Genomic DNA, 25,387 nt, shown 5'->3' with positions numbered 1-25,387 from the left:
CTCTGATCGTCGTTTTGCTCGTTATTCGTCGTGGTGGCGCCCGTCTCGACAGCGCGGGCACCAGTCGACACTGCCATCACCACCGTATACACGCGCGAAGTCGAGAGAGACGGGACTGTCGCAGTTCGTACAGACAGGCATGATAATCGGCGGAAAAACCGGTGAAAGGGATAAAATCGGTCTGCCTGCCACTGCAACCTCCCGGAAACAGGGCAGAGACGACGTTCAGGTCGGAACGACGTTCGTCACACCGATGCTCTCTACGACGAGCCAGAGGACGAACAGGCTGTACAGGACGAGCAACAGCCACGCTTCCTGCCGCGAGAGCAACATGTTCGTTCTAACGACGGTAAAGAAGACGATCGTCGCGAGGATCAGAAACCCCATCATCGGGACGATGTGTTCGAACGTGATCGCCAGCGTACCGGCGACCAATACCCCGACCGGCACGGCGACGAGCAGGTCGAAGACGTTGCTCCCCAACACGTTCGCCAGACTCACCGACGGCCGGCCCGACCGAGCCGCGGCGATACTGACGAACGCATCCGGGACGCTCGAGCCGGCGGCGACGACGATCATTCCCCAGAGGAACGCTGGTGTGCCGAATGCCTCGCCGAGCCCGATCGCGGACCGAACGAGGCCTTCGACGCCGACGATGATGACTACGAGCCCGAGGCCGAACCAGAGCCACGCGGAGACGAGGTCGACCGTGTCGTCAGCGCTTCCTTCGTGTTCGGTCGTATCGAGATACTGGGTAAAAACGTACAGCCCGTACAGCAACAGCGGAAACAGCGCGAGCGGGCGGGTGACGGCTCCTTGCAGGCCAGCCCCCGCGAGCGGGTTGTAGATCACTGCCAAGGAGAACGTCAACAGCAAGGCAGCGACCGCGAGCATGTAGAATAGCGCCTCCTTGTAGACCAGATCGCGGCCCGTCGACATTCGCCCGTCGCCCGCGAGCACTGCCGCGGCCGGGATGACGAGCAGGTTGAATACGGCGGAGCCGACGATCGCCCCGACGCCGAGTTCGAACTCGCCGTGCAGCAACGTTGCGAGGAGCACGCTGACCAGTTCCGGCATACTCGAGCCTGCAGCGGCGATGATTGCACCCTGAACGACCGCCGGAACGCCGTAGCCCGCGGCAAGTCGGTTGGCCGAATCCTCGAGCCACGTGCTTCCCTTCCAGACGACGGCCGTCGCAATCACGGCGAGTCCGAGCAGTCCGATCACGTCGAGCATGTATCAGTCGTGTGTCGAGTGTGCCTATAAAACAGTCGCAAGCGACGGGACGGCACTCGTATCAGAACTGTCCGAGCCCCGTCTGCTGGGCCTCGGCGAGCACGGTCTCGCAGGTCGACCACGACTCGCGGGCAAACGGCGGCAGGTCGCCGTGCTCGTCGGCGTAGGACTCGAGGAACGCCCGGGTCGTCGGATCGCTGGGGTAGCCGCTGCCGACCGGGCCATACTCGTCGGCGATAGCAGCCATGTGGGCGTCGCGTTCGACTTTGGCGACGATGCTGGCTGCGCCGACGAGTTTCGAGTCGTCGTCGGCCCCGTGGCGGGCGTCGATTTCGAACTCGATCGACGTCTCGAACGTGGACGTGGTCGCATAGGTGTCGGCCACGCGACGAGCGAACCGGTCGGCGTCGGTGTCACAGGCGTCACAGAGTCCCGAAATCGAATCGCCCTCGAGGGCGTCGGACTCGAGGTCTGCGAGCACGTCAGCGATCGCCTCGGCGTGGGCCGTGACGGCAAGCGAGTTCATATCCGTCGTCGGTTCGTCGATCTGTGCGGTCGTGATCTCGGCGACGCCGACGGCGATGCGATCGTCCGCACGGAGCTGTGTCGCTAGTTCCTCACGCCGTGTCGGGGTGAGCCGTTTGGAGTCCGCGATGCCGTCGGGGAGCGCTGCTCGATCCTCGAGATAGACGGCTGCGGCGAACATCGATCCGAGCGCTGGTCCCTTCCCCGCCTCATCGACGCCGAATGGCATACGAGATGGCTCAGCGGCGGCGATAAAAGTCGTTGTGACTCGTCGCCCGCTCAGTCGGCGGCTTCCGCAGTATCGTCCGAATCGTCGGCTCGCGGTTCGTCCCGGAAGTACGCCTCGAGTTCGAACGGTTCGTCCTCGCCTTCGACGCCGATCACGTCGAGCGCCGTCACCTCGGCGTCGGTCTCGAGCAAGCCGGCCAGACTCGGGACCGTGCGGCCGTCGTCGCTACTGATGAGTTCTTTGATGTAGAGGCCACCCTCGCCGTGGACCCGGACCTCGGCCCGCGTCGGCTCGAGGAGTTCGCCGTCGATGTCGTAGACGGTTCGTTCGCGCGTGAGCGAGGCGCGTCGGTGGTCGACGCGCTGTGGCGTGTCCTGCTCGACGGTCGTCCCCGTGAGGTCTTCGAGTGCCGCCTCGAAGTCGGCCTCGTCGACTGGCTCGGCAAACTCGACGTCGGCGCGATACTGCTTGCTCGCGTCGTGTTCTTTGACGCGCTCGACCATCTCGTAGGTCGCCAGCCGCAGCCCCTCGACTTCGACTGCACCCTCGGCGGCCGCGTTGATTTCCCGTTCGAGCGCCTCAGGGTCGGGATCACGCGTTTTCGGCCGCTTGACCTCGAGGACGAACGGTCGCCCCTCCTCGAGCATCAGAGCGTCGACGTCCTCGCGACCCGCGCCGTGGAAGGTGCCCTCCTCGCCCTGCATGGCGTCGACGACGTGGGGACGGACGACCTGTTCGACGCTCGTATCGTACATGTAGCCCGAGCCACCGCAGTAGTCACAGGGCTCTTCGCCGTCGTCGCCCAGTTGGACGCCGCTCCCGCCGCACTCTCGACACGGCCACTCCGTCTGGGGAATGTCGCGCTCGAGTTTGCGATAGCGGCCGTAGACGAACGCGGGGTTGACCTGCACGTCGACGGCATGGCTCGTCACGGCGTCGGATTCGATCGCCTCGAGCGGGTCGAAGGCCTCGAGGTCGACGACCGCGAGCACGTCCGGGCGGTCGAAGTCGACGTCGGTTCCCGTCTTCGCGCCGACGCGGCGGCCGACCTCGCGGTTGCACTCCTGTTTGAGGAGTTCGCCGACGTCCGGCTCGAGGCCGGCATCCTCCCGAAGGAGGCGTTCGTTTTCTTCGACCAGCGGCGGCACACGGGTGCCGACCTGATAGGTGGCGAAGTCGACGTCCGCCAGCGCGTCGACGATCGTTTCGGCGATCGCGTCGAAGGTGCCACAGTACCCCTCACAGACCCAGCACTTCTCGGGGTCGACGGGATCGAAGTCGTCGTCGTCGGCCATCGCGACCGTCGTCCGTAGCGCCCGACCGCGTTCGGCGTTGGTGAGTCCAAAACTCCGCTCGGCGAAGGGGCGGCCGAGACAGGAGTCACAGACCGCACCCGTCTCGAGTAACGCGCGGGCGTCTTCCGTAATCATAGGCGAGAATCGGACGGCCGCGGGTAACACGTTTTCCCTTCGGCCGGGCCGGCTATCCGGACGTTCAAATGGTGTGGGTCCTATCACAGGACATGAACGACTCTCGACTGGACCGGCGTGGGTTTCTCGGCCTCGCCGGCAGCGGCCTCGTCGGCGCCATCGCCGGCTGTTCGGAACCCCGAGTCGATACCACGATGGAAGGGAGTTCCTCTGCCTCGATCGACCGGGACAACGTCGCCGACGGCTCGGTTTATACAGACATCTATCAAGCTGTCATCGACTCGGTCACGCAGGTCCGGGTCGCCGGTATCGGTGATCCGGCGACCGGCGAGCAAGGTCGTGGCCAGGGCTCGGGCTTTCTCATCGATGACTCCCACGTCGTGACGAACGACCACGTCGTCGCCGACGGCGATGCGATCGATCTTCAGTACATCAACGGCGACTGGACGGGAACCCGGTTGCGCGGCACCGACCGCTACAGCGACCTCGCCGTCCTCGAGGTCGATCACATCCCCGAGACGGCGACTCCGCTGTCGCTGACCGACGAGTGGCCCGTCGTCGGCCAGGAGGTGCTCGCGATCGGCAATCCCTACGGGCTCGAGGGCTCGATGACGAAAGGCATCGTCAGCGGCGTCGACCGAACCATCAACCCGCCGAATCGAGAGTACTCGTTCTCGAACGTCGTTCAGACCGACGCCGCCGTCAACCCCGGCAACAGCGGCGGCCCGCTCGTCGACATGGACGGCGACGTCGTCGGCGTCATCAACGCCGGCGGCGGGAACAGTATCGGGTTTGCGATCTCGGCGGCGATCACCCGTCGCGTCGTCCCCGAACTCATCGAGCGCGGCGCGTACGACCATCCGTTCATGGGGATCGGCCTCATGACTGTCGATCGTCACATCGCCGAGGCGAACCACCTACCGGAGGCGATGGGCGTCATCGTCACGCACATCGCCGACGGCGAAGCCGCCGACGGCGTCCTCGAAGCGGCGACACCGCCACAGCCCGGAACACCGGTCCCCACCGGTGGCGACGTCATCTTCGCGATCGACGGCGAACCGATCCCCGACCGCCACGCCCTCTCGACGTATCTCGATCTCGAGACCAGTCCGGGCGACACAATCGAGATTGATCTCTGGCGACGCGGGAGCGAAACGACGGTCTCGCTGACGCTTGGCACTCGTCCCCCGCTCGAGTAGCTCGGCCGCCGTCGTTCGTCCGCCCGCTGGATCCTGGATCACCCACGAAATGACACGTCGTCCATCGATCGACCCCGAGTAGGGAGACGATTCGAATCAGTTCACGCGCAGTAATCAGTCATCGATTCGCCCGTGGTGCCAGAAAACGTCACGTACACCGACCAGTTATGCGAATCTCGCTCGAGCGTCGATCGTAGCCCCACCGTACATGTTATCGTCAGTTTCGTTCTCGTTTCCCTGAATGAACGATCTGAACTGAGTCGGAATCGGACGCTATCGTCACTGTTCAACGGATTATACGCTCGATAACAATAGGAGCGTTGCTGGTAGTACCAATCGGAGCGATTACCCATCGCCTGACACAAATGAACACTGACGCCGACAGCTACCCCCGCACTGACGAGCCGGCGATCGAACTCGATCACGCGACCATCGAGAACGAGAACGCACCCGACGAGTGTGCGCTCTTCCCGCGCGAGGCAACCGAGGAGGAGCTGATGACTCACTGGATCACCGCCCACGATGGGGCGTTCGTCTCGCTCGAGTCGATGCGCTAGTGTCTATGACGATGCACCTGGGAAACTCCGTCACCGCCGCTGGGTTCTGGCTCGGCACCCTTCTGCCGCTCGCGTACTTCCCAGTCTTTTTCTCCGGCATCGACTCGACTGGCTCGCTGTCGCTCTTTCTCGCTCTTCTTGCCGTCCACGTGGTCGCCCTCGTGATCGGCCATGATTACACCGGGTCGCGCACACAGTGACCGATACTGTGTTCGTACTCGGTTCGGCCAGCACAGCAGGCAGCGCCACGCGAAGCGATCTCAAAAATACTCCGCTCCGAACGACTGTCCTAGGTGCGTGTTACGTCCAGCCAACGGATCGAAAACTCGTCTCGAGCAGTCCTCGAGTTACCACAGCTGTGCTTGCGGCGTCTCGCAGCTGTCACAGACCACCGCCTGATTGTCCTTGTAGACATCCCGCTCGAGTTCGCCCTCGTCGCAGTACGGACAGGAGCGTCCCGCGAGCAGGGTGAGTAATCGCGGCTCGTCGCTGCCCGCCTGAGACGACTGTGATTTCGCCATGTAGGTATGCCATACCGGATCGACGGGAAACAGTTGGCCATGCCTATGCAACCTCTGTGAGCTCGCCTGCGAGCACGGCCGCTCTCTCACTGTCGCCAGCGCTGACCGCGCTCCCGACGAAATTCTATGGTATGTCTACACTACACAGTATGCGTAGAGTGCCTCGAGAAACCGTGGCGGCTATCCCGTCGGTTGTCCTCCCTCCGGTATGCGCCAGTTTGTACTCATCGCTCACGACGTGCCGACGACGCCCGACTTCTCGCTCGACGACCTCGCTGGCGGGGCCGGACGCCTCGACGCACTCTGTCGGTCGATCACAGCCTCCTTTGTCACTTCCCACGGCATCCGAGAGGACGTCCGTACACACCTCGTCGTGCAGGACGAACTCACGATCACCTTCGACGGCAGCGAGTTGCGGCGACTCAACCCCGACGAACGAAGCACCGCCGCGCTCGTGCGCAAGGCCTTAGAGCACCGCGAGGACGCCATCGGCGCGCTCCCCGCCGAGCCGAGCCCCGGCGTCGAACTCTATCGACGTGGCTTCGAGGCCACCCTCGAAGAACTCGACGACGACGGGACCGTCGTCCAACTCCACGAGGATGGTGACGCCGTGGTGGACGTCGATGGGCTCGAGAATCCCGTGTTCGTGCTCTCGGACCACCACGATTTCACGCCCGAGGAAGCGGCAGTGCTCGAGGCGGCCGTCGACCAGCGGGTCAGACTCGGACCGGAGCTGTTACACGCCGATCAGGCGATCACGGTCGCCCACCACTATCTGGATACGGACGGCTACGAGCAGTTTTGAGCGGTGTGCAAATCGCTATCCAGCGCCCCAATTGCGCGTTTCCGGAAGCGTTAAACAATCGGACGCTCACAATACAACTGCGGGCCGGTGGGGTAGCTTGGTATCCTTCGGCCTTCGGGTGGCCGTAACCGCAGTTCGAATCTGCGCCGGCCCATACTACTCCCGCACTTCAAACCGCCGAGCGGCGCGGCTGCGGCGCGAGGCATCCGAAGTGCGGGAGTCGATGACAGCGCGCAGATTCGAGCAGACGAGACGCGCACAACGTAGTGAGCACGGCTCGGCGAGTTCGAATCTGCGCCGGCCACTCTCGAGCGCTTTTGAGAGTTGGAGAACGAACATTCTGCTCCGCTCGCAGAACTCCAGTTGAAGTGCACAAAACAGAGGCTGTTTCAGAGATGGATTATTACCATGTTTTTATCAAATCGTCTCTGATCGATTATCATGGACTCTGAAACCCTAGTGTATATCACATCTCTTGGATTGATCTTACTCGCGATTTGTTCAGCTATGGTCTTGGCGGTAGCGTACGGGGCGATAGATGTTCTCACCGACTACTACGGTTGGTCGTCATCTGGTTTCTGGTCCGCCGATTTTGGGTGGTCCACTCTGGATTGCACGCTGACGAAACCAGTTTCCTGAATCTGCACACGGGGTTGAGGACAACATGTGCATGACTCGAGTCATCCACCCACTCGAGCCCAGCCGTTCCCAATAAGCCAACAGCCCGCTGTGTTCTGGGCCGGTCAGTAAGTCGAGAAACGAGGCATTAGAGTGTCGTGTGGACGAGCGGACGAATCTGGATCAGATAGTAACGACATGACTGCTGACGGATGCTCAAGCCGAACACTCACTGTCAACTGAGACCACGCCAAAAAACCGTGTTCAGTACCTGCAACGACTCACACGTCAGTTGCACTCGAGTCTCTAACTATAGATCCCCATCGCGTCGATCTGCTCTTGGTACCGATTGCGGATCGTGACCTCGGTCACCTGTGCGACGTCGGCGACCTCGCGCTGGGTCTTTTTCTCGTTACAGAGCAGTGCGCTCGCGTAGATCGCGGCCGCGGCGTAGCCGGTGGGTGACTTGCCCGAGAGCATCCCCTGTTCGGCCGTGGTGTCGATGATCTCGTTGGCTTTCGCCTGCACTTCCTCGGAGAGGTCGAGTTCGGAACAGAACCGCGGGACGTACTTTTTCGGATCGACGGGCTCCATCTCGAGGCTCAGCTCCTGTGAGATATACCGATACGTGCGGCCGATCTCCATGCGCTCGACGCGTGAGACGGCCGAGACTTCGTCGAGCGAGCGTGGGATTCCCTCCATACGACAGGCGGCATAGAGTGTGCTCGTGGCGACGCCCTCGATCGAGCGCCCGCGAATGAGGTCTTCGCTGAGCGCGCGCCGGTAGAGGACGCTGGCGACCTCGCGCACTGAGCGCGGGACGCCGAGCGCGGAGGCCATCCGGTCGGTCTCGGAGAGGGCGAACTGAAGGTTTCGCTCGCCGGCGTCTTTCGTTCGGATGCGTTCTTGCCACTTGCGCAGCCGGTTCATCTGGTTTCGCTTATCCGAGGACAGAGAACGCCCGTAGGCGTCTTTGTTCTTCCAGTCGATCGTCGTCGTCAACCCCTTGTCGTGCATCGTCTGGGTTGTCGGCGCGCCGACGCGGGACTTGCTGTTGCGTTCCGAGTGGTTGAACGCCCGCCACTCCGGCCCGCGGTCGATGGTCTCTTCCTCGAGGATCAGCCCGCAGTCTTCACAACTGACCTCGCTCTCGTCGGAACTTCGGACGAGTGAACTCGAGTCGCACTCGGGACAGGACCGAACGCCCTCCTCCTCAGTTGTTTCGTGCTTTGTCTGATCGTCACGCGCTTTCTGGCGAGTCGGGCGTTTCATCGGTTATGTAAACGCAGTCGCCGGAGAGGGTTAAATACTGTGAGCGATCCCAGTGGCACGGATCCGTCGCTGGATCGAGGGTCGATAACTTCTCACAGTCCGTTAGACCGGCGCTAGTTCTATTTAAGGAGCCAATAGAGTGCGTCCGATCGGCCGAAAACCCCCTCGAACAGTCCGTCGGAGCTGACTGTCACTACGAGTAGCAGCAACCGGAACTGACCACGCGAGTGTCGGCGTTCGGCTTATCGGCATCGGACCGAAGCGTAGTGATATGGCTCGAGCGCACCAGACACGACGGCGGCTACTCCAGACGACAGGTGTTGCAGCGTCGACGGCCCTGCTCGCCGGCTGTGGCGGTCCGGGTGAGGAGGACCCACCGGCCGGTCCCGAAGAAGAGGATGACGACGAACCTGCCGCCGAAGAGGGAACCGGAAACGGGCAGGAACGGGACGAAGACGATGGCCTCGAATCGGAGGAAGATACCGACGACGAGGAGGCGACTCTCGCTTGAGCGACAGCGCACCGTCTAACGCGCCGACGAGAGTGGACACGGCTCCGCCTTCGAGCCGCGAGATGTGTCGGCAGCGACACGTGCGACCGCAGTCGGATGTCGCGTGGCGCAATCGTCCTGTTCACGGCTGACTCCTCGAGCACAACTGTTACCGGCCCCCGGCCCCTCTCGCGACCAATGACCGAGGGACTGGACGCGACAGTCGACGAGATGGGTGACGTGGCCGAACGACGGAACGAACTCGCAGCTCGTGTGCGAACGCACGCGGGAACCATTGCACGGGAACTCGCGGTCTTCGAGGGCGGGGACTACGGTCAGGAGACGTTCGAGACCGACACCGGCACCTGGACGCTCAAGTACGAAGCTGGCGACGTCCAGTATCTGCGCTACGACCCGAACTCGGGCTCGGAGGTCTACGTCGTCTCGAGCAAACAGCCGCCGGAGCCAGAGGCCCTCGAGACGGCGATGGCCGACTACGAAGCGTTCGTCGCGGCCTACAACGAGTACGCCCGATCCGCTGCCGGACTCCTCGAGGACGTTCCCGACGAGTTCCCCGCCGTCGAGTCGACGGCCGAACTGGTCGCCGAACGCGATCGGATCGTCGACCGGATCCGTGACGTCGGGGACGCGATGGCGAGTGAACTCCACCGGTTCGAAGGCGAGTACGGAACCTACGCGACGACAGTGTCAGGAACTCGGTGGGAGCTCAAGTGGGACGGTGACGTTGCCGCCTATCTACGGGTCGGCGGCTCCGATGGCGTCTATCTACTCTCACAGTACAGTCCTCCATCGGCGACCGACGTGCGCCGATTCGCCAGCGACGTGACTGCGTTCGTCGACGCGTTCAACGAGCACGTCGACGACCTCGAGGCGGATCTCTCCCACGTCGCATTCGACGAGCGTACTTGACATCCTCCTGCGCCTGAAGACGCAGGAATCCCGAGCGGTGGGAGTTTCAGGTTTACAACCATGACTCCGCCACTTTTCGGGAGTTCGCGTCTAACCCAGTCGTCGTGGTCGGTGGCTGTCTGGCCATGCCAAGTGGCCGTTACTCCTATCCTCAGCATCGTTGACACCCATCTGTTGTTTTTGCCAGCAGGGGGTCGCTGACGCGTCGACGGACTCGGAGGTATCATCGGGCTTGCTCAACCGACGGGCACGAGCCGAATCCTTCAAGGATTCGCGTTCACCGCGTTGGCGTTTCGGATACTGTCTCATTGGATTGGCGGGTTGACCGTGGTTCGAAAATTAAAGATTTTCGTCATCACGAGAGAGCGACGCTCTCTCGAACGACCTCCGAAGGTCGTTCGGAATCCGCTCTGTTCCGACCTGACCTTGCCATAATGTAGGATTTCTTGTGATTTGAACGTTAGGATTGGAAACTCGGGCTATGCTTCTGTCAGTGGGTGGCATCATCGAGTGACGGCGTGTATCCACGGCCTGAAGGCCGTGGTATTGCGCCTGTTCCGCATATAAACAGCGCGGCTGTTCGATGACCATACGCGGTTGTAGGATGCCGTTACGATTCGTTATGGGCGTTCTACACACCGACGGCTCGAGTAAACGAGAGGACAATCAGGGGAACTGACTGTGCTGTTTTTCGGTGTTTGGCTCCCCGTTCGGTTCGTAGCATGACGCTATCACGACGCTCAACAATCAAGGCGATTGGTGTTATCGGTGCCGGATCGACACTCACCGGCTCGGCATTAGCCGTCAGTGAGCACGAAGACGACCAGCGGGATCCCGAGGAGAGCCCGGACGGAGAGGACACGGGTGCGCTTCGCGTCGGCCACTTCTCGCCGGATGCCCCGAACGTCGACGTCTACGTCGACGATCAGCAACTGCTCACAGACGTCGCATACGACGAGCTGACGCCGTATCTCGAGATCGCGCCGGGAACGTACACACTGACGATTACAGCCGCTGGCGACCCGGAAACCGTCGCCTACGAAGACACGGTAACCGTCGACGCCGAGTATTACACAGCCGCCGCGATCGGCGAACTCGAGGCCAACGGTGAAGATGATCTCGGAGACGACGTGTCGAACGGTTATGGAAACGGTAACGGTAACGAGTACGAGAGCGGTAACGGCAACGGATCCAACGGGTATGACGACGGCGGCGGGTACGACGATAACAGTAGCGACGAGAAGGTAAAAGGGCACGATAACGGCAACGGATCCAACGGATACGATAACGGCAACGGATCCAACGGATACGACAACGGCAACGAATCCAACGGATACGACAACGGCAACGAATCCAACGGATACGACAACGGCAACGAATCCAACGGGTACGACGACAACGGTAACGAGACGAACGGATACGACGAGGACGGGATGACCGACGACGCCGAGTCGACGGAGACGCCTGACGACACAGCTAACGGTGATGCCGCCGGGACGTTCGATGTGCTGCTCCTCGTCGACGCCAGCCCAGACGACGTTGAAGACGGGACGTCGCAGGTTCGGGTCGTTCACGCGTCGCCCGACGCGCCCACGGTCGACGTGCTCAACGCGGATGATGGCACAGCCCTCTTCGAGGACGTCTCGTTCGGCGAGCCGTCGGGCTACGCCCCGCTCGAGCCGGGTTCGTACACTGTCGACATCGCTCCGGCTGCGGATGACGACACCAGCGCCGACAACACAGACGATACCAGTACTGACGGGACGGACGACACCAGCGCCGACGACACAGACGATACCAGTACTGACGAGACGGACGACACCAGCGTCGACGACACAGACGATACCAGTACTGACGAGACCGGTGACGAATCGACCGCCCAGACCGATGCGGTCGCCTCAGTCGATCTCGAACTCGAGGAGGACACGGCGTACACGGCGTACGCGATCGGCTACCTCGAGCAAGCGGCTCCCGCGGACGGAGATGCAACTGCGGCTGATGACGAGTCCACGACTGACGAGAACGGAACCGCTGATGAAACCGGTACGGACAACGAAAGTAGCGGGACCGATACGGAGATGGACGACACCGGTTCCGAGATGGATGACACCGATTCCGGAATGGACGACACCGATTCCGGAATGGACGACACCGGTTCCGGAATGGATGACACTGGTACCGAGACGGACGACACCAGCACGGATGACCGACCGTTCACTGTCCGCGTTGCCGTCGACGGAATGATGGTCGACGACACGGACGAACTGGACGAACCAGCTACCGAAGACGCGGACTCGGGTGAGGATGTCAGTGAGGACGACGCGGGTGTCAGCGAGGACGACGACACGGCCACGGACGAGAGTCTCGAGGATGACGAGTCGGGCGAGGATGACGAGACGATGAACGAAACGGACTCGATGAACGAATCCGATGACGAACTGAACGACAGTTCGAGTACCGACCCAGCCTCGGCTGACGACTGATCACGGAGCGGAACCCGGACGGTCGTCCGACTCGAGTAGTTCTTTTTTGAGGCATCGGAAGACGAATAGTTGGGCCGGGAAGTGGTGTTACACGTCGACGTACTGATCGACCCACTCCTGCCGGCGCTGAAGTTCGCGTCTGCCTTTCGGCGTCAACGCGTAGTAGTTCGTCCGTCGGTCGAGCTGTCCCTTCTCGACGAGGTCCTTCTCGACGAGCGTATCGAGATTCGGGTACAGCCGGCCATGCGTGACCGGCTGGTCGATATAGTGGTTGATATCGTCGAGAATCTCCTGTCCTGATGGACGGTCTTTTCCTGCGATTACGTACAGCAAGTCACGTTGGAAGCCAGTTAGCTGATCCATGGATCACCCTCTGAGTAACGACCTTCACCGATCTGTGGCTTTGTTATAGAGCAGGTACGAACGGTCAGCCGACCTGAACGCACCGCATAGGACGGAACTCGGACGCCCTCGTTCGATTGGCCAACGCAGCGTCGTGTGACACGGTGTTTTTGACGCTGAATGCCCTACGAGCCGGTATGTCTCCCACGGATCCACTCGCTTGGGACACCCTCGAGCGAGAGGTAGCCTACTCCTGTCCGGGCTTCGACGTCGTTAACGAGTCCGTTCAGTTACCAGATGGCGCCGAAACCGACTTCGATTACCTTTCGGAACCAGCGAGCGTCTGCGTGCTGCCGTTCACCCCCGACGGCGACGTCGTCTGCATCGATGAATGGCGACAAGCCGTCTCCCGTGTGAACCGGGGTCTCCCCGTCGGCGGCACCGAACCCGACGACGACGATCTCGAGGCCGCCGCCCGTCGCGAACTCGCCGAAGAGACCGGCCACGAAGCCGACCACCTCGAGCCGCTGGTGACCGTCGAACCGGCAAACGGTATCGCTGACTCCGTTATACACTGTTTCGTCGCCTACGGCTGTCGGCCGACGGCCGACCAACAGCTCGATCACAACGAGAGCATCCGCGTGACGCCACTCGCATACGAGACGTTGCTCGAGGCGATTCGAAACGGCGAGATTCGGGACGGACGGGCCGTGCTCGCAGTATCGTACTACCAGCTGTTCGAAGCGACGGAAGACCAGCCGTAGCGACAGCCACAGCCGGGACGGATTCCCGACCGAGGCCGGTTCGGTTCGTCCGTCCATTAGCGGCGAGTATCGTCGACTTCGCGGCCGGTCGCAAATCTGCACTGACTTACGTTCGACAGTCTAACGGACGCCCAATGCGCGAGTGCTTCGAAGTCCGGGCAACCGACGTTGGCGGTCGAATCGGCGAACTCACCGTTCCCCGTGCCGATGTTACCGTCGAGACACCGGCATTGTTGCCCGTCATCAATCCGAATCTGGACACGATCAGCCCCCGGCGACTCGCCGATGAGTTCGGGGCCGAAATCCTCATCACGAACTCGTATATCATCCACGGCACGGACGACGTCCGCGAGCAGGCCCTCGAGGACGGCCTCCACGAACTGCTCGATTTCCCCGGCGCGATCATGACCGACTCGGGCTCGTTTCAGCTCTCCGAGTACGGCGAGATCGATGTCACGACCGAGGAGATCCTCGAGTTCCAACACGCGATCGGCTCCGATATCGCGACGCCAGTCGACATCCCGACGCCGCCAGATGTCTCCCGCGATCGCGCCGAGGAGGAACTGGCAACCACGCAGGAACGCCTCGAGATCGCCGACGAGATTGACACGGGAGAGATGCTCGTCAGCGCGCCCGTCCAGGGCTCGACGTATCCAGATCTCCGCGAAGCCGCGGGGCGACACGCCGACAACACGGATCTCGACGTCTTCCCCGTCGGCGCGGTCGTTCCCCTGATGAACGACTACCGCTACGACGACATGATCGACGCCGTCGCCGCGGCCAAGCGGGGGCTGGGTGCCGACGCGCCCGTCCACCTCTTCGGTGCCGGCCACCCGATGATGTTCGCACTTGCCGCGGCGATGGGCTGTGACCTGTTCGATTCGGCCGCGTACGCACTCTACGCCCGGGACGACCGCTATCTCACAGTCCGAGGCACGCGCCACCTCGAGGATCTGGAGTATCTCCCCTGCTCGTGTCCCGTCTGTACGAGCCATTCGCCCGACGAGCTTCGGGCGTTGCCCGACGACGAGCGCGAGGAAGAACTCGCGGCGCACAACCTTCACGTCACCTTCGAGGAGATCCGCCGGATCAAACAGGCGATCCGTGCGGGCAATCTCCTCGAACTCGTCGAGCAGCGCGCCCGAGCACATCCAACGATGCTTGATGGCTACCGAACCCTACTCGACCATGCCGCCCAACTCGAGTCCGACGATCCCGTTTCGAAAGGTGCGTTCTTCTACACCTCCCACGAGAGTGCCCGCCGCCCGGAAGTCGTGCGCCACCACCAGCGTCTCGAGCGGCTTTCTGTCCCCGATTCGCTGTTGCTCACCGAGGGCGGTCGCGTCCGAAGCGACGCCTTCGACGACTCCTGGCGAGTCGAACCGCCGTTCGGTCCGTTCCCGCGAGCGCTCTCGAAGAGCTATCCGCTGACCGCCGAACTGCCCGACCGAACGGATCGCGCGGCGCTCGAGGCGGCAGCCGACGGCATCGTTCGCCTCGTCGAGTCGAATCCGGACGCCGAGTTCACGCTGGCCCACAAGGGGTGGCCGACCGGCGTGCTCGAGGCGCTGCCAGCGACCATCGAGCTGATCGATCTGACCGCGGATCGGTCGTAGTCAGGCCTCGGTAGCAGATGGCTGCCGACGTGAAAGCGAGCGCACGGCCGGCCGGCAGTCTCACCGTTCGAGATGTGAACCAAACTGTATATTCCGTGCAGGTACTAACGCTCGAGCGTGCTCGATCTGTCTGCGACGAAAATCTTTCTGGGAGTGCTCCTGCTCGGTGCGCTCGGCGGTGTCGGACTGTTCGTCGTCGATGCAGGATCGACGACACCCGATCCCGTCGCGTTCGACGATACGGTCCCCGTCGGGCTGACGCTCGAGGACGAGCGCGGCCTCGACGACGACGTCGACCTGCCGCAGACGCAGGTGTTTTACTCCCAGTATCAGTACGTCGTCGGCTACCACGGCGTCGAGACGTTCGTCGAGACCCAACGACAGGCGGAACACGAGCAGCGATTCGGCCATCCACTTGTAGTGTACGTCACGGACTACAGCGACACCGGGATCGAGTTGACGGACGACGGCTATCCAACCACTGACCGACAACCGACGTGGACCGACGCCAACTCGGCGTGGTTCGTCGTCGACAGCGACGCACGCTCCCCGGCTGGCGAGACTGTGGTTCCGTTTACCGACCGCAACGACGCGACCACGTTCGCCGAGGCGCACAACGGCACCGTCCAGGACTGGGAGTCGGTCCTCGAGCTGTCGTTCGATCGTGACGATGCAACGGTGGCCCGCGACCGCGTCGATGACCACCGACAGCTGGCGGACGACCGCGTCGACGCCACGTCGTCGTACGAGGACCGGCCGACGTCGGTCGTCGTTGGCGAGGACACGGAGACCGTTCAGGCGGCCGTCGACGCCGCGCCGGCGAACACGACGGTCGTGGTTCCCGAGGGAACGTACGCGGAGACGATCGAGATCGATCGCCCGATCTCCCTCGTCGGTGAGGGTGACGTGACACTTCGCGGCGATAGCAACGGCACGGTCGTCACGGTGACGTCGGAGCGAGTTGCTCTCGAGAACCTCGAGCTCACCGGCGTCGGGAACGTCACGAGAGAGGGCGAGGAACTGCCCGTCGACATCGACGACGAGGAGTGGGATGCGACGTTCACGCAGTACTACGCCGGTACGGACGCCGGGATCGCGGCCTACACCGCCGATGAGCTGCTCGTCGAAGACGTCCGTATCGAGACGCCCGCGAGCGGTGTCATCGCCTACGATAGCACCGATGCGGTTTTCCAGAATGTCACCGTCGACGGCCCCGACGACCCAACCGATGGCCTCGCCGGAATGTTGCTGTTCCAGTCGCCGAGCGTCGTCGAAGACTCGGCGTACACCGGCGGTCAGAACGGGATCTATCTCTACCGGTCTCCCACTACGGTCCTCCGATCGAACGAGTTCGATGGCCACCGGCTGGGGATCCATCTGATGCATACGGACGACACTCTCATCACGGACAACAATCTTCGAAACCAACACAGCGCCGGCATCTACATCATGACCGGGCCCGAGCGAAACGCGGTCGTCGGCAACACGATCACGGCGTCGGCACTCGGCATCAGCGTCGGCGGGAGCAACACGTACGTCGCCGACAATCTCGTCGACGAGTCGGGACTCGGACTGCAAAACGATGCGACCGGCAGCATCTACGAGGGGAACGTCTTCGCCGGCAACGACGTCGGCGTAGACGTCTCCGCTATGCTGCCGACGAACCGCGTCGTCGGCAACGATTTCGTCGGCAACGACGAGCACGCCACCGCGACCTCGGGACCGCTTCGCATCTGGAGCCACGAGGGAGCAGGCAACTACTGGCAAGGTGCCGCCACCGTCGCCGCCGACGGCCACGCCGACCGCTCGTACTCGCCGACCGATTCCGTCGACAAACGACTCCACCTGACCGACGGCGCCCAGACACTCTCCCGCGCACCAGCACTCAGGGCCCTCTCCGGCCTCGAGGGCTCGGTGCCCGGGATGCGAACCGGTAGTATCGTCGACCAGGAACCGACCTGCGAACCGAACAACCCGGCCCTGCTCGAGCGAACGGCGTGGGCAGACCGCGCCTGGACCTGCTACGAAACGACATCCGACGAGCCATGACTGACGACACAGCGATACTCGAAGCGACCGGCATCGATCACGACTACGGGGCAGTTTCCGTCCTCCACGACGTTTCAGCGACCATCGAGAGCGGAACCGTTACGGCACTCATCGGCCCGAACGGCTCCGGCAAGACGACGTTTATCCGTGGGCTCGCCGGCCTCCACGAGCCGACGGCGGGCGAGTTCACGTACCACGGTCCCGACACCGCACGACGGATCGGCTATCTGCCACAACATCCGTCGTTCCGGCCCGGATTCACCGTCATCGAGACGCTGCAGTTTTACACGTCACTCGTCGGCGCGGGCGAGTCCGATGCGATGGGGTACCTCGAGCGCGTCGGCCTCGCCGACGCGGCCGATCGACCCGTCGAAGCGCTTTCCGGCGGGATGACGCGACTGCTCGGCATCGCACAGGCGACGGTCGGCGATCCACCCGTCGTTATCCTCGACGAACCCGGTAGCGGACTGGATCCGGGGATGAGCATGCACGTCTTCGACATCGCGGCCGAGTTAGCCGACGACGGGATCGCGGTCCTGTTGAGTTCACACTATCTGGAACTCGTCGAGCGGATCGCAGACACCGTGTTGGTCCTCTCGGACGGCCAGATCGTCGAGCAGGGATCGATCGACACACTCCAGTCTAAACTGGGGGTCGACTCACTGCGCTCGGTCTACGAGACCGCCGTCGGCGGCGATCTCGCGACTGTCAGCGTTCAGGGTGAGCGCGCATGAGTGGTGACGTCCAATCGACCGGCACCGGAACGGCCGTCACAGACGGTGACACCGGAACCGAGCACGCCCATCCGACTGCACCCGGCTCGAGACAGCTCTTCAAGACGATCGTGGGGCGTGAACTCCGGACGATCGCGCGGACGCGAATGTTCTTCGTGCTCGCCGTCGCGCTCGCCGCCGTCTTGCTGGGAATCTCCTGGGTCGGTGGTAGCGTCCAGGCTGGCTACGTCCCGACGGTCGTCGATCTACTCACACCACTCGAGTTGCTCGTGCCAGTCATCGCCATCGCCTTTGGCTACCGGGCGATCCTCGGCGACGAACAGCGGGGTGAACTCGACGTCCTCGAGACGTACCCCGTCTCCGACCGCGAGATCGTACTGGGCGTCTACGCCGGGAGAGCGATCGGCCTGCTGACGACGATCATCGTGCCGCTCGTGGTCGTCGCGGCGATGGTCGTGTTGTTCGAAGATGAGGGACTCTCGATCTACGCGACACACTCCGGTGCCGACTCACCGATCCTGTTCGGTCGGTTCATCGTCTTGACACTGCTGTTCGCGCTGACGATCCTCGCCGTTGCAATCGCGATCTCGGCGGTCGTCAGCGGCACCCGGAGTGCGCTTGCGCTCTCGGTCGTCGCCCTGGTCGGACTGGTGATCGGCCTCGACTTGCTGTTGGTCTATGGCTTCTCGATCGGCCTGATCGGCGACTCGGCGCTCATCCAGTCGCTCGCGATCAGTCCGCTCAGCGCCTATCGCGGGCTCGTCTTCGAGAGCGTCGTCGTCGTCGCGGCAGGAACCGGGCCGGCGGTCGCCTCACCGATCGCGAGCATCGTCGGCCTCGTCGTCTGGCTCGCGGCCTCGCTCGGTATCGCGACGTGGGCGATCGGTCGGTAACCGACTCGTTTACTTCGAAGCACTGTGCGCGAGCGTTTCGACGTGATCGGCCGGTTCCTACAGTTTCCAAGTTTTGCACTGCGCTCGACGTATACAGTGACCTGTGGGTGCCGCAAGTCGACCGCCGTTCAAAAACGAGGCGGTGCAGCTATCGACTAGTGGAGTCTCTCGAGGACAAGCGATTCGTGAGACATCACTCTCTCGTTGCTACTAACAGACCCTAATACGGATTTTGGTACCGATTTACCAGCACAACCGCAGCACGGTCGCGATTACGCCAGCAGTGACATACAGCGGTCCATCTGAGACGACAGTGCGACGTGTGTGCTCGGTCGGAAACGAAAAACAGAGTACAAGTCACCGTTCGAGTCGGACACCAGCGCGACTACATCAGCGACATGACGAACTCCTGGGTGATGTCGTCGTGTTCGTAGATCTCGCCGCCGTACTCCTCCTGAAACGAGTCGGCCTCGTCGGCGTCGCTGAAGGGGATAATCGACGAGCCCATGGCCCCCTCGACCTCGCTATCCGCGACGAGGGTGAGCCCCGAAACGTTCGCGAAGGCCTCGGCCTCGAGGTGGCGGCTGATCGTCTGGGAGTCATCGCTCGAGTCGACCTCGTAGTCGACCGTGGAGTAGTCCGTCAGATGGATAGCCTCGGCTTCGGCGGTCGATTCGTTGTCGAACGTAAAGGTGTACGCACACAGCGAGCTACAGAACTGAGCGGGACGGTCCTCGTCGAGGACTTCCGTCGGGTCCTCGTAGTGGGCCTGTCCGGCCGGCCCGGGGTTGTTGCCGACGACCATCGTACACTGATCGCAGCTGTGATCGTCGTCGATACTGATCGGCTCGGGGCCGCTCGCTTCGTCCTCGCCGAGACAACCGGCGATCGCGCCGAGACAGACAGCCCCGACGCCGCCCAAGACGGCTCGGCGAGTCGTCTGTCGATCCGTACCGAGTGTCGCTGTCGGTTCGTCCATATCGCGATTTAGCAGTCCCGTAGTAAACCAGATCTGGTCCGATTCACGAAACGAAAAACACGTGTCCGAAACGAGATCGGCACTGAGGATGGGAAGCGCCGCTCTTCGACGGTTGCACCAGACGCTACTTCACCGAGACGTTCCTACGTTGGACCGATGCATCGCCGAGACGTTCTCGCTACTGGAGGGGCACTGAGCACCGCACTCGTCGCTGGCTGTCTGACCGGCCGAATCGGCGGTGACGACGCAGCCGAACACACCGTCCTCGAACCGCCAGAAAACGACCTCGAACACGGCGAGGATTTCGCGTATCCGACCTACGGACGGGCGTTCCCGGAGATCGAACTCCGAGACCCGCTCGCGGAGACTGTCGTCGACACCACGACGATCGACGGCGAGTGTTTCGTCTGCACGGCCTTCTATGCGACCTGCCCGGCCGAATGTATCCCACTGATGCACGCCATGTCGTCGGTGCAGGCCCAGAGCCTCGAGCGCGGGATCGGCAATTCGGTCCGATTTCTGGCGATCACGTTCGATCCGGAGCGAGATACCCCCGACGAACTTCGGGATCACGCCGACATGGTCAACGTCGACCTCGAGGCGGGCAACTGGCACTATCTCCGGCCGGAGGACGTCGACGAAGCCCAGTCGGTCGTCAACGACGAGTTGGGGATCATCTTCAGAAAGGACGGTGAGGGGCCGATGGCGGAGTTTACCCACATTACGGTGACGTTTCTCGTCAATCCCGACGGCTACGTCGAGCGGAGTTACCGGGGTGAGGATCCGGACGTCGATCGGATTAGTTCGGATCTCGAGACCGTCGTCGACGCGACGAACTGAGCGCGAGTCCAGTCGGCGGGCATCTCGACACTCGCACTGATATAAAAACGAGCGGACTCACATCGGCAGTGCCGTTTCAGAGCGGCTTAGACGCTGGCCGACTCGGCGTTCGTGAGGCAACTCCGTTCGACGACCGGTGTCCCGTCAACCGTGATTACGAGGCCGTCGTCACACTCGACGCAGATCTCGTGGCTGTCGTACGTGAACTCGAGGTGTCCGTGACGGGGGCCGCTGGATTGTGTCGGCTCGAAAAGCGCGTCGAGTGCGTCGGGGTCGATCCACTCGTACAGCGGCGGTAGTTCTGTCGGGACGGCGTCCCGCTTGGACGCAACAGCACTCACGATGGCCATGCTTACTGCGCCGTCAGTCGAACCGATGAGAGAGTCAGTCACGTCGTATTCCAACGGATGGATGCATATAAGCGTAGCGGCGAAATCTGCCTTATAGTCCACTACTATTCGAATATTTAGAATTCTAATCCATTCAGCGGGGTATCTCTGGAACACAGAACAACAGGAGTACAAAAACGGTCACCGCCGAGCACCGATCGAACGAGGAGTCACTCGAGGCGTCGGGATCACCGATCGGACCACGGCAACATCAGAACACCAAAGACGTGGGCGGCGTCTGGTTCGCATATGCTTGGGGTAACGTCGGTGCTTCTCGGGCTGGTCGTCATCGTAATTTTCGCCGTGTGGCTTCTCGGGCGGCTTCGAGGAGGCGATCGATCGGCGGCACAGCAGGCGTCGTACGAACGCCACAAGGACGCACAGGAACGGGAGCCGCCAGTTGACCTCGGCGACGTCAGACAGGTCGCTGTCCACGAGTTCACCGAACACCACTCCGGTGAACGACAGGCCGTCTGCAAAGTCGAAGGCTTCGTCGTCTTTGTCGAAGACATCCCCGCCGGACTCGAGGTCGGCGATGTGATCGAGATCAAGATCCTCTCGTTCAACCGCGGCCACACCTCCGCGAGCGCGACGTTCCTCGGTCGCGCCTGACTCCCACCGCAGAACGTTCCCTACCCCGTTGCCTGCTCGCAGGTCCAGGCCTGATCGGCCCACGCCGTTCGCTCGAGCAGGGTCGGGTTGTTCGGCTCACAGGTCGGCGCTGAATCGATCACGGCATCGGTTCGCAAGCCGGGAACCATGCCCTCGAAGCCGGAGATGGCCTCGAGTGCTGGCGCGCGTGCGAGCATCGCGGTGCCGTCGGTCAGGTGCAAGCGTTCGTGGACGGAATCGGTCGGCGAGTACGACGACGGCCGTTCTCCGATGGTAGACAGCGCTGTCGCTCCCTGCCAGTAGTTGCCGGCACCGTCGTCACTCCAGATGCGAAGCGGGCCGTTGGCTGCGGTGACGTGGTCCCGGTTGCCGACGAAATCGTTGCGGACGATCCGATTCGTCGGCAGAACCGACCGTTCCTCGACGCCCACGTCGTTGCCGGCGACGACGTTTCCTTCGATCACTGACGATGCCGTGTTCTGTTTGATCCCGACCTGTGTCCCTTCGACGACGTTCGAGGCGATATACGAGTCGTCGCTGTCGGGAATAATTCCCGTGTCGGTGTCTCGGACCGTGTTATCGACGATGGCGATCCGTTCGGGACCGGTCATGACGTAGATCCCAGTGGCGTCCTGTTCGCGGAACTCGTTGCCGACGATCACCGCATCGGAGGTGTGCATCAGGTGAACGCCCAGGCGATTGCCGACGACGGTGTTGTTCCGGATGACGATATCCGCCGACTCGTGGGTATAGACCCCATCACGGCCGTTGCGGATCGTCGAGTCTTCGATGACCGCCGCCGAGTAGATCGCGTTCACACCCGCCCGACCCTCGCGTGAGATTTCCGCGCCGTCGACGGTGACGTTCCGGACGACCGTGTCCGGACTCTCGTAGAGTAAGACGCCGTTCGAGGGTGTCCGGATGGAGACGTCGGCGACGAGCCCCTCGGCTCCGCCGGAGATGGCGACGCCGGCATCCCCGCCGGCGTAGTGTTCGGTCAGTTCCTCGTCCCAGCCCTCACCTCGGCCCGACCGCTCTTCCGGGCCGTGATCCGGAACGACATCGGTTCCGGCTGTTTCGTCACCGACGCCGGTGATTTCGAATCCGGTGACCGCAGTCCGGTTTGCCGTCACAGTCACGACGGACCCCCAGCCGGGACCAGCGATCGTCGCATCGCCCTCGCCGGCGAGCGTGATCGGTTTGTCGATTTCGACCCGTTCGTCGTAGCGTCCCGCCGGGACGGCGACGGTCGTGTTTGCCGGCGCGGCGTCGACGGCCGCCTGAATCGTGTCCGCGTCCTCGCCGACGACGACCGAGACGGGACGATCACGGAGCGTATCGGCCTGTGTGCTCGTCTCGTCGGCCTCAGCCAGCCGGTCGTCGAGTCGATCGCGGACGACCTCGGCGTCGTCGATGTCGAACTCCGACTCGAGGACGTCGTTCCAGGCGAGCACCTCGCCGCCGTGGGCCGACGCGAACGCCTCGGCATCGTCCCGGTCGGAAAAGGCGACGACCGTCTCGCCGGCCGGCGAGCGGGCGTCGCTGCCGGCGACGAACCAGGCCGACTCCGCGTCGATCCACGGCGGGTTCTCGTCGGCGACCGGATAGCCGTCCTCGCGCAGTTCGACATCGACGGCGCTGTAGTCCGTCACGTACACTGCGAGTGGATAGCCAAAGCGGTCGGTGTGGGTCGGCTGTGCGCGTTCGTCGACGAACCGTTCGACGCCCTGATAACCGACGACGTAGGAGTACTTGGAGTAAAACACCTGCGCCCGTGGGAGTTTGACGTCGTTTTCGAGTGCGAACTGCTCCTCGAGCGAGAGGCCGACCTGCACCGTGTCGTCGAACTCGACCGGATCCGGCGTGGACGTCCCGACGTCGACCGCAAAGAGCCCGACGGACCCCAAGAGCACGACGGCGAGGGCGACGGCCAGCCACCCGTCCCGCGACATCTCGAGCATACGCCCACTCGGGTCGCGGGTGTCGTATGCGGTCTGGTTTAGCTCTCGAAGCCGTCGACAGCGCCAACGCGCGCTCGCTCGCTATCGACAGTCTCTTTCGCGCTCCCCGGTCATATCGGGTATGACCGACTACTTCGAAGTGCACGCTCGCGACGGGGCCGCGCGCGTGGGCGAGCTCCGCCTCGAGTCGCCCCTGACGACCCCCGCACTCGTCGACGACATCCTCGAGGATGCGGGCTCCCTGTGGAGCGCCGACCGGGACGTTCCCGAGAGCGACAACGCGACGCTGACCGTCCTCCCCCACCGGGCGTTTCCCGGCGGCACGGCCCCGGAGGTTCAAGAGTCGTTCGCCGTCGACTACCCCGACGTCGACTACCCGAGCGTCGCCGTCGTCTCGAGCGAACATGCCACAGACCACGGCACGGACGCCTACGCCGTCTCCGACGTGCAGTCGATCACGGGCCACGGCGCAGCACTCGTCGAGGCCGTCGTCAACACCCGCAAGGCGATTCCCGCTGATACCGCGCTGCTGTTTTCCGGCGTCGCCACGCCACGCAACGTCGCCGTGCTTGCCTACGCCGGCGTCGACCTGTTCGACGAGACCGCAGCCGTCGTGAAGGGGATGGAAGGCCGGTATCTGACGACCGACGAGGCCTACTTCCTCGAGGACCTCGAGGAACTCCCCTGCTCGTGTCCGGCCTGCCAGCAGCCCCGCAAGGAGTTTTCCCGCGAGGACTGCGCCGAACACAACCGAAACGTCCTCGCTGCCGAACTCGCCATTGTCCGCCGGCGCATCCGAGACGGTCGCCTCCGCGATTACATCGAGGGACAGGCCCGCCACGACCAGTGGCTCACCGCCGCCATGCGCGAACTCGACTCCCAGTGGGGGTATCTCGAGGAGCGAACGCCGATCCTCCGGGACGCCCAGATTTCGGCGGCGACCGAGGACACGCTCCGCCGCGTCGAGATTCAGCGCTTCGCCGACCGCGTGACGACCCGCTATCGCAACCGGTTTTCGAACCCGCTCGTGTTGGTCCCCTGCTCGGCGACGAAACCCTACAGCGAGTCCCAGAGCCACCGCCAGTTCCACGACGCCGTCCAGTGGCGCGGCCATCTGGTCTCGATGACGAGTCCGATCGGCGTCGTCCCACAGGAACTCGAGACGACCTACCCGGCCCAACACTACGACACCGTCGTCACGGGCCGCTGGTCCGACGACGAGAAGGAGTTCGTGAGCGCGGTGTTAGAGCGCTACCTCGAGCGCAACGAGTACCCGGAAATCATCGCCCACGTTCCCGACGAGGGCTACCGCGATATCGTTTCCCGCGTCGAGAAGGCACTGGACCTCGAGATTACCTACACCGTCCCCGAGGGCGGCCACCCGACCGACGACGAGTCGCTCGCGAACCTCTCGTCGGCACTGTCGGGCGAGTTGAAATACTCGAAACGCGAACGCGAGCACAACACCGTCCGTGCCATCGCGGACTACCTGCTCGGCGACAGCGCGGGCGACGACCTCTTTACCGACATTCAGACGACGAGTCGCTACCCGAAAATCCAGGTTCGCGACAACGAGGACACCCAGCTCGCGACGATGGTGCCCCAGTACGGGACGCTTTCGTTTACCCTCGAAGGGGCGAAACGGTGGGTCGACAGCGACGCGCCGACCAAACGCGTCGAGATCGACGGCTTCGTTCCCCACGGCAGCGTGCTCGCACCGGGTGTCGTCGACGCCGACGAGGAGATCCGCGTCGGCGACGAAGTCGTCGTCGAGGGCCCGAACGCTTTCGCCGTCGGCCGCGCGGAGATGTTCGGCCGCGAGATGGCCGAGAGTACACGCGGCATCGCCTGTGAGATCCGCCACGTCGAAGAGAAGTGACGACAGAGCGAGTTGCCGTCGCTGAAAGAGTCTC

The 25,387-nt window shown here is 63.0% G+C and carries 25 protein-coding genes and 1 tRNA gene; 16 read left to right on the top strand and 10 right to left on the bottom strand.

The features are described from left to right. Positions 1-21: 21 nt before the first annotated feature. The 4 genes from GCU68_RS22180 to GCU68_RS09850 form a co-directional block, all read right to left on the bottom strand. Positions 22-141: a DUF7563 family protein gene (locus tag GCU68_RS22180; RefSeq protein WP_449411968.1), complete on the bottom strand. Its 120-nt coding sequence runs from the start codon at positions 139-141 to the stop codon at positions 22-24. Positions 142-225: 84 nt separating this feature from the next. Further along, positions 226-1,236, bottom strand: a complete 1,011-nt coding sequence (locus GCU68_RS09860) for a sodium:calcium antiporter (RefSeq protein ID WP_152941167.1) — start codon at positions 1,234-1,236, stop codon at positions 226-228. 61 nt (positions 1,237-1,297) lie between these two features. Then, on the bottom strand, positions 1,298-1,990 hold the full coding sequence (gene rnhB, locus GCU68_RS09855; protein ID WP_152941165.1) for a ribonuclease HII: 693 nt from the start codon (positions 1,988-1,990) through the stop codon (positions 1,298-1,300). Positions 1,991-2,040: 50 nt separating this feature from the next. Further along, on the bottom strand, positions 2,041-3,420 hold the full coding sequence (locus GCU68_RS09850) for a tRNA pseudouridine(54/55) synthase Pus10 (protein WP_152941163.1): 1,380 nt from the start codon (positions 3,418-3,420) through the stop codon (positions 2,041-2,043). Between the two features lie 92 nt (positions 3,421-3,512). Here GCU68_RS09850 and GCU68_RS09845 point away from each other — a divergent pair, with 92 nt between their 5' ends. The 3 genes from GCU68_RS09845 to GCU68_RS09835 all read left to right on the top strand — a co-directional run bounded on the left by GCU68_RS09845 (position 3,513) and on the right by GCU68_RS09835 (position 5,376). Then, positions 3,513-4,619, top strand: coding sequence for a S1C family serine protease (locus GCU68_RS09845; protein WP_152941161.1), 1,107 nt, complete (start codon positions 3,513-3,515; stop codon positions 4,617-4,619). A gap of 365 nt (positions 4,620-4,984) precedes the next feature. Continuing rightward, positions 4,985-5,176: a DUF7511 domain-containing protein gene (locus tag GCU68_RS09840; RefSeq protein ID WP_152941159.1), complete on the top strand. Its 192-nt coding sequence runs from the start codon at positions 4,985-4,987 to the stop codon at positions 5,174-5,176. A gap of 11 nt (positions 5,177-5,187) precedes the next feature. Continuing rightward, on the top strand, positions 5,188-5,376 hold the full coding sequence (locus GCU68_RS09835; protein ID WP_152943692.1) for a hypothetical protein: 189 nt from the start codon (positions 5,188-5,190) through the stop codon (positions 5,374-5,376). 147 nt (positions 5,377-5,523) lie between these two features. Here the strand turns inward: GCU68_RS09835 and GCU68_RS21315 are convergent, their stop codons facing one another. Then, positions 5,524-5,697: an HVO_A0556 family zinc finger protein gene (locus GCU68_RS21315; RefSeq protein ID WP_168927086.1), complete on the bottom strand. Its 174-nt coding sequence runs from the start codon at positions 5,695-5,697 to the stop codon at positions 5,524-5,526. Positions 5,698-5,905: 208 nt separating this feature from the next. Between GCU68_RS21315 and trmY the strand changes: the two genes are divergently transcribed. Together trmY and GCU68_RS09825 are read left to right on the top strand one after the other, a co-directional pair. Further along, positions 5,906-6,502: a tRNA (pseudouridine(54)-N(1))-methyltransferase TrmY gene (trmY, locus tag GCU68_RS09830; protein ID WP_152941157.1), complete on the top strand. Its 597-nt coding sequence runs from the start codon at positions 5,906-5,908 to the stop codon at positions 6,500-6,502. Between the two features lie 81 nt (positions 6,503-6,583). Next, positions 6,584-6,656: transfer RNA gene (locus GCU68_RS09825), tRNA-Pro, on the top strand. Positions 6,657-7,426: 770 nt separating this feature from the next. On the opposite strand, the gene GCU68_RS09820 is transcribed toward GCU68_RS09825, so the two are convergent. Continuing rightward, positions 7,427-8,392, bottom strand: a complete 966-nt coding sequence (locus tag GCU68_RS09820) for a transcription initiation factor IIB (protein ID WP_152941155.1) — start codon at positions 8,390-8,392, stop codon at positions 7,427-7,429. A gap of 271 nt (positions 8,393-8,663) precedes the next feature. Between GCU68_RS09820 and GCU68_RS09815 the strand changes: the two genes are divergently transcribed. From GCU68_RS09815 to GCU68_RS09805, 3 genes are all read left to right on the top strand, one after another. Next, positions 8,664-8,903, top strand: a complete 240-nt coding sequence (locus GCU68_RS09815) for a twin-arginine translocation signal domain-containing protein (RefSeq protein WP_152941153.1) — start codon at positions 8,664-8,666, stop codon at positions 8,901-8,903. Between the two features lie 177 nt (positions 8,904-9,080). Further along, positions 9,081-9,812, top strand: coding sequence for a hypothetical protein (locus GCU68_RS09810; protein ID WP_152941151.1), 732 nt, complete (start codon positions 9,081-9,083; stop codon positions 9,810-9,812). Between the two features lie 722 nt (positions 9,813-10,534). Further along, the gene (locus tag GCU68_RS09805) at positions 10,535-12,295 is read left to right on the top strand and encodes a DUF4397 domain-containing protein (RefSeq protein ID WP_152941149.1); all 1,761 of its coding nucleotides are present in this window, start codon (positions 10,535-10,537) and stop codon (positions 12,293-12,295) included. Positions 12,296-12,382: 87 nt separating this feature from the next. Here GCU68_RS09805 and GCU68_RS09800 read toward each other — a convergent pair whose 3' ends face one another. Then, positions 12,383-12,658, bottom strand: coding sequence for a PadR family transcriptional regulator (locus tag GCU68_RS09800; protein ID WP_152941147.1), 276 nt, complete (start codon positions 12,656-12,658; stop codon positions 12,383-12,385). 176 nt (positions 12,659-12,834) lie between these two features. Here GCU68_RS09800 and GCU68_RS09795 point away from each other — a divergent pair, with 176 nt between their 5' ends. The 5 genes from GCU68_RS09795 (at position 12,835) to GCU68_RS09775 (ending at position 18,693) form a co-directional block, all read left to right on the top strand. Beyond that, positions 12,835-13,401, top strand: a complete 567-nt coding sequence (locus tag GCU68_RS09795; protein ID WP_152941145.1) for an NUDIX hydrolase — start codon at positions 12,835-12,837, stop codon at positions 13,399-13,401. A 134-nt stretch (positions 13,402-13,535) separates the two neighbouring features. After that, a complete protein-coding gene (gene tgtA / locus GCU68_RS09790) occupies positions 13,536-15,017 on the top strand; it encodes a tRNA guanosine(15) transglycosylase TgtA (protein ID WP_152941143.1) in 1,482 nt (493 codons plus the stop codon). 117 nt (positions 15,018-15,134) lie between these two features. Further along, the gene (locus GCU68_RS09785; protein WP_193565047.1) at positions 15,135-17,066 is read left to right on the top strand and encodes a NosD domain-containing protein; all 1,932 of its coding nucleotides are present in this window, start codon (positions 15,135-15,137) and stop codon (positions 17,064-17,066) included. Continuing rightward, positions 17,063-17,800, top strand: coding sequence for an ABC transporter ATP-binding protein (locus GCU68_RS09780; protein ID WP_152941141.1), 738 nt, complete (start codon positions 17,063-17,065; stop codon positions 17,798-17,800). The genes GCU68_RS09785 and GCU68_RS09780 overlap by 4 nt, the downstream gene beginning before the upstream one ends. Further along, positions 17,797-18,693 carry an ABC transporter permease gene (locus GCU68_RS09775; RefSeq protein ID WP_152941139.1) on the top strand — a complete coding sequence of 299 codons (897 nt, stop codon included), beginning with the start codon at positions 17,797-17,799 and terminating at the stop codon, positions 18,691-18,693. Before GCU68_RS09780 ends, GCU68_RS09775 begins: the two co-directional genes overlap by 4 nt. Before the next feature lie 385 nt (positions 18,694-19,078). Here the strand turns inward: GCU68_RS09775 and GCU68_RS09770 are convergent, their stop codons facing one another. Beyond that, a complete protein-coding gene (locus tag GCU68_RS09770; RefSeq protein ID WP_152941137.1) occupies positions 19,079-19,672 on the bottom strand; it encodes a nitrous oxide reductase accessory protein NosL in 594 nt (197 codons plus the stop codon). 156 nt (positions 19,673-19,828) lie between these two features. Between GCU68_RS09770 and GCU68_RS09765 the strand changes: the two genes are divergently transcribed. Continuing rightward, entirely contained in the window at positions 19,829-20,512 is a 684-nt protein-coding gene (locus GCU68_RS09765; protein ID WP_152941135.1) for an SCO family protein, read from the top strand. An 86-nt stretch (positions 20,513-20,598) separates the two neighbouring features. Here GCU68_RS09765 and GCU68_RS09760 read toward each other — a convergent pair whose 3' ends face one another. Further along, entirely contained in the window at positions 20,599-20,904 is a 306-nt protein-coding gene (locus GCU68_RS09760) for a HalOD1 output domain-containing protein (protein ID WP_152941133.1), read from the bottom strand. 246 nt (positions 20,905-21,150) lie between these two features. Between GCU68_RS09760 and GCU68_RS09755 the strand changes: the two genes are divergently transcribed. Next, positions 21,151-21,513 (top strand): TRAM domain-containing protein, encoded by a 363-nt coding sequence (locus GCU68_RS09755; RefSeq protein WP_152941131.1) that lies wholly within the window; start codon positions 21,151-21,153, stop codon positions 21,511-21,513. Between the two features lie 20 nt (positions 21,514-21,533). Here the strand turns inward: GCU68_RS09755 and GCU68_RS09750 are convergent, their stop codons facing one another. After that, complete coding sequence (locus GCU68_RS09750) at positions 21,534-23,474, bottom strand: NosD domain-containing protein (protein WP_152941129.1); 1,941 nt, start codon at positions 23,472-23,474, stop codon at positions 21,534-21,536. Between the two features lie 121 nt (positions 23,475-23,595). Here GCU68_RS09750 and arcS point away from each other — a divergent pair, with 121 nt between their 5' ends. Further along, positions 23,596-25,353 (top strand): archaeosine synthase subunit alpha, encoded by a 1,758-nt coding sequence (arcS, locus tag GCU68_RS09745; protein ID WP_152941127.1) that lies wholly within the window; start codon positions 23,596-23,598, stop codon positions 25,351-25,353. Positions 25,354-25,387 lie beyond the last annotated feature (34 nt).

Source organism: Natronorubrum aibiense, from assembly GCF_009392895.1.
Classification (GTDB): Archaea; Halobacteriota; Halobacteria; order Halobacteriales; family Natrialbaceae; genus Natronorubrum; species Natronorubrum aibiense.
Note: the sequence above shows the minus strand (reverse complement) of the source record. Positions and strands in the feature narration are given on the sequence as shown.

Coding starts and splice junctions, on each gene's coding strand:
- GCU68_RS09815 (WP_152941153.1), top strand. CDS start 8,664: ATGGCTCGAGCGCACCAGACACGACGGCGGCTACTCCAGACGACAGGT.
- GCU68_RS22180 (WP_449411968.1), bottom strand. CDS start 141: ATGCCTGTCTGTACGAACTGCGACAGTCCCGTCTCTCTCGACTTCGCG.
- tgtA (WP_152941143.1), top strand. CDS start 13,536: ATGCGCGAGTGCTTCGAAGTCCGGGCAACCGACGTTGGCGGTCGAATC.
- GCU68_RS09845 (WP_152941161.1), top strand. CDS start 3,513: ATGAACGACTCTCGACTGGACCGGCGTGGGTTTCTCGGCCTCGCCGGC.
- rnhB (WP_152941165.1), bottom strand. CDS start 1,990: ATGCCATTCGGCGTCGATGAGGCGGGGAAGGGACCAGCGCTCGGATCG.
- GCU68_RS09840 (WP_152941159.1), top strand. CDS start 4,985: ATGAACACTGACGCCGACAGCTACCCCCGCACTGACGAGCCGGCGATC.
- arcS (WP_152941127.1), top strand. CDS start 23,596: ATGACCGACTACTTCGAAGTGCACGCTCGCGACGGGGCCGCGCGCGTG.
- GCU68_RS09850 (WP_152941163.1), bottom strand. CDS start 3,420: ATGATTACGGAAGACGCCCGCGCGTTACTCGAGACGGGTGCGGTCTGT.
- GCU68_RS09835 (WP_152943692.1), top strand. CDS start 5,188: ATGCACCTGGGAAACTCCGTCACCGCCGCTGGGTTCTGGCTCGGCACC.
- GCU68_RS09860 (WP_152941167.1), bottom strand. CDS start 1,236: ATGCTCGACGTGATCGGACTGCTCGGACTCGCCGTGATTGCGACGGCC.
- GCU68_RS09770 (WP_152941137.1), bottom strand. CDS start 19,672: ATGGACGAACCGACAGCGACACTCGGTACGGATCGACAGACGACTCGC.
- GCU68_RS09795 (WP_152941145.1), top strand. CDS start 12,835: ATGTCTCCCACGGATCCACTCGCTTGGGACACCCTCGAGCGAGAGGTA.
- GCU68_RS09820 (WP_152941155.1), bottom strand. CDS start 8,392: ATGAAACGCCCGACTCGCCAGAAAGCGCGTGACGATCAGACAAAGCAC.
- GCU68_RS09750 (WP_152941129.1), bottom strand. CDS start 23,474: ATGCTCGAGATGTCGCGGGACGGGTGGCTGGCCGTCGCCCTCGCCGTC.
- GCU68_RS09810 (WP_152941151.1), top strand. CDS start 9,081: ATGACCGAGGGACTGGACGCGACAGTCGACGAGATGGGTGACGTGGCC.
- trmY (WP_152941157.1), top strand. CDS start 5,906: ATGCGCCAGTTTGTACTCATCGCTCACGACGTGCCGACGACGCCCGAC.
- GCU68_RS09765 (WP_152941135.1), top strand. CDS start 19,829: ATGCATCGCCGAGACGTTCTCGCTACTGGAGGGGCACTGAGCACCGCA.
- GCU68_RS09780 (WP_152941141.1), top strand. CDS start 17,063: ATGACTGACGACACAGCGATACTCGAAGCGACCGGCATCGATCACGAC.
- GCU68_RS09800 (WP_152941147.1), bottom strand. CDS start 12,658: ATGGATCAGCTAACTGGCTTCCAACGTGACTTGCTGTACGTAATCGCA.
- GCU68_RS09805 (WP_152941149.1), top strand. CDS start 10,535: ATGACGCTATCACGACGCTCAACAATCAAGGCGATTGGTGTTATCGGT.
- GCU68_RS21315 (WP_168927086.1), bottom strand. CDS start 5,697: ATGGCGAAATCACAGTCGTCTCAGGCGGGCAGCGACGAGCCGCGATTA.
- GCU68_RS09775 (WP_152941139.1), top strand. CDS start 17,797: ATGAGTGGTGACGTCCAATCGACCGGCACCGGAACGGCCGTCACAGAC.
- GCU68_RS09755 (WP_152941131.1), top strand. CDS start 21,151: ATGCTTGGGGTAACGTCGGTGCTTCTCGGGCTGGTCGTCATCGTAATT.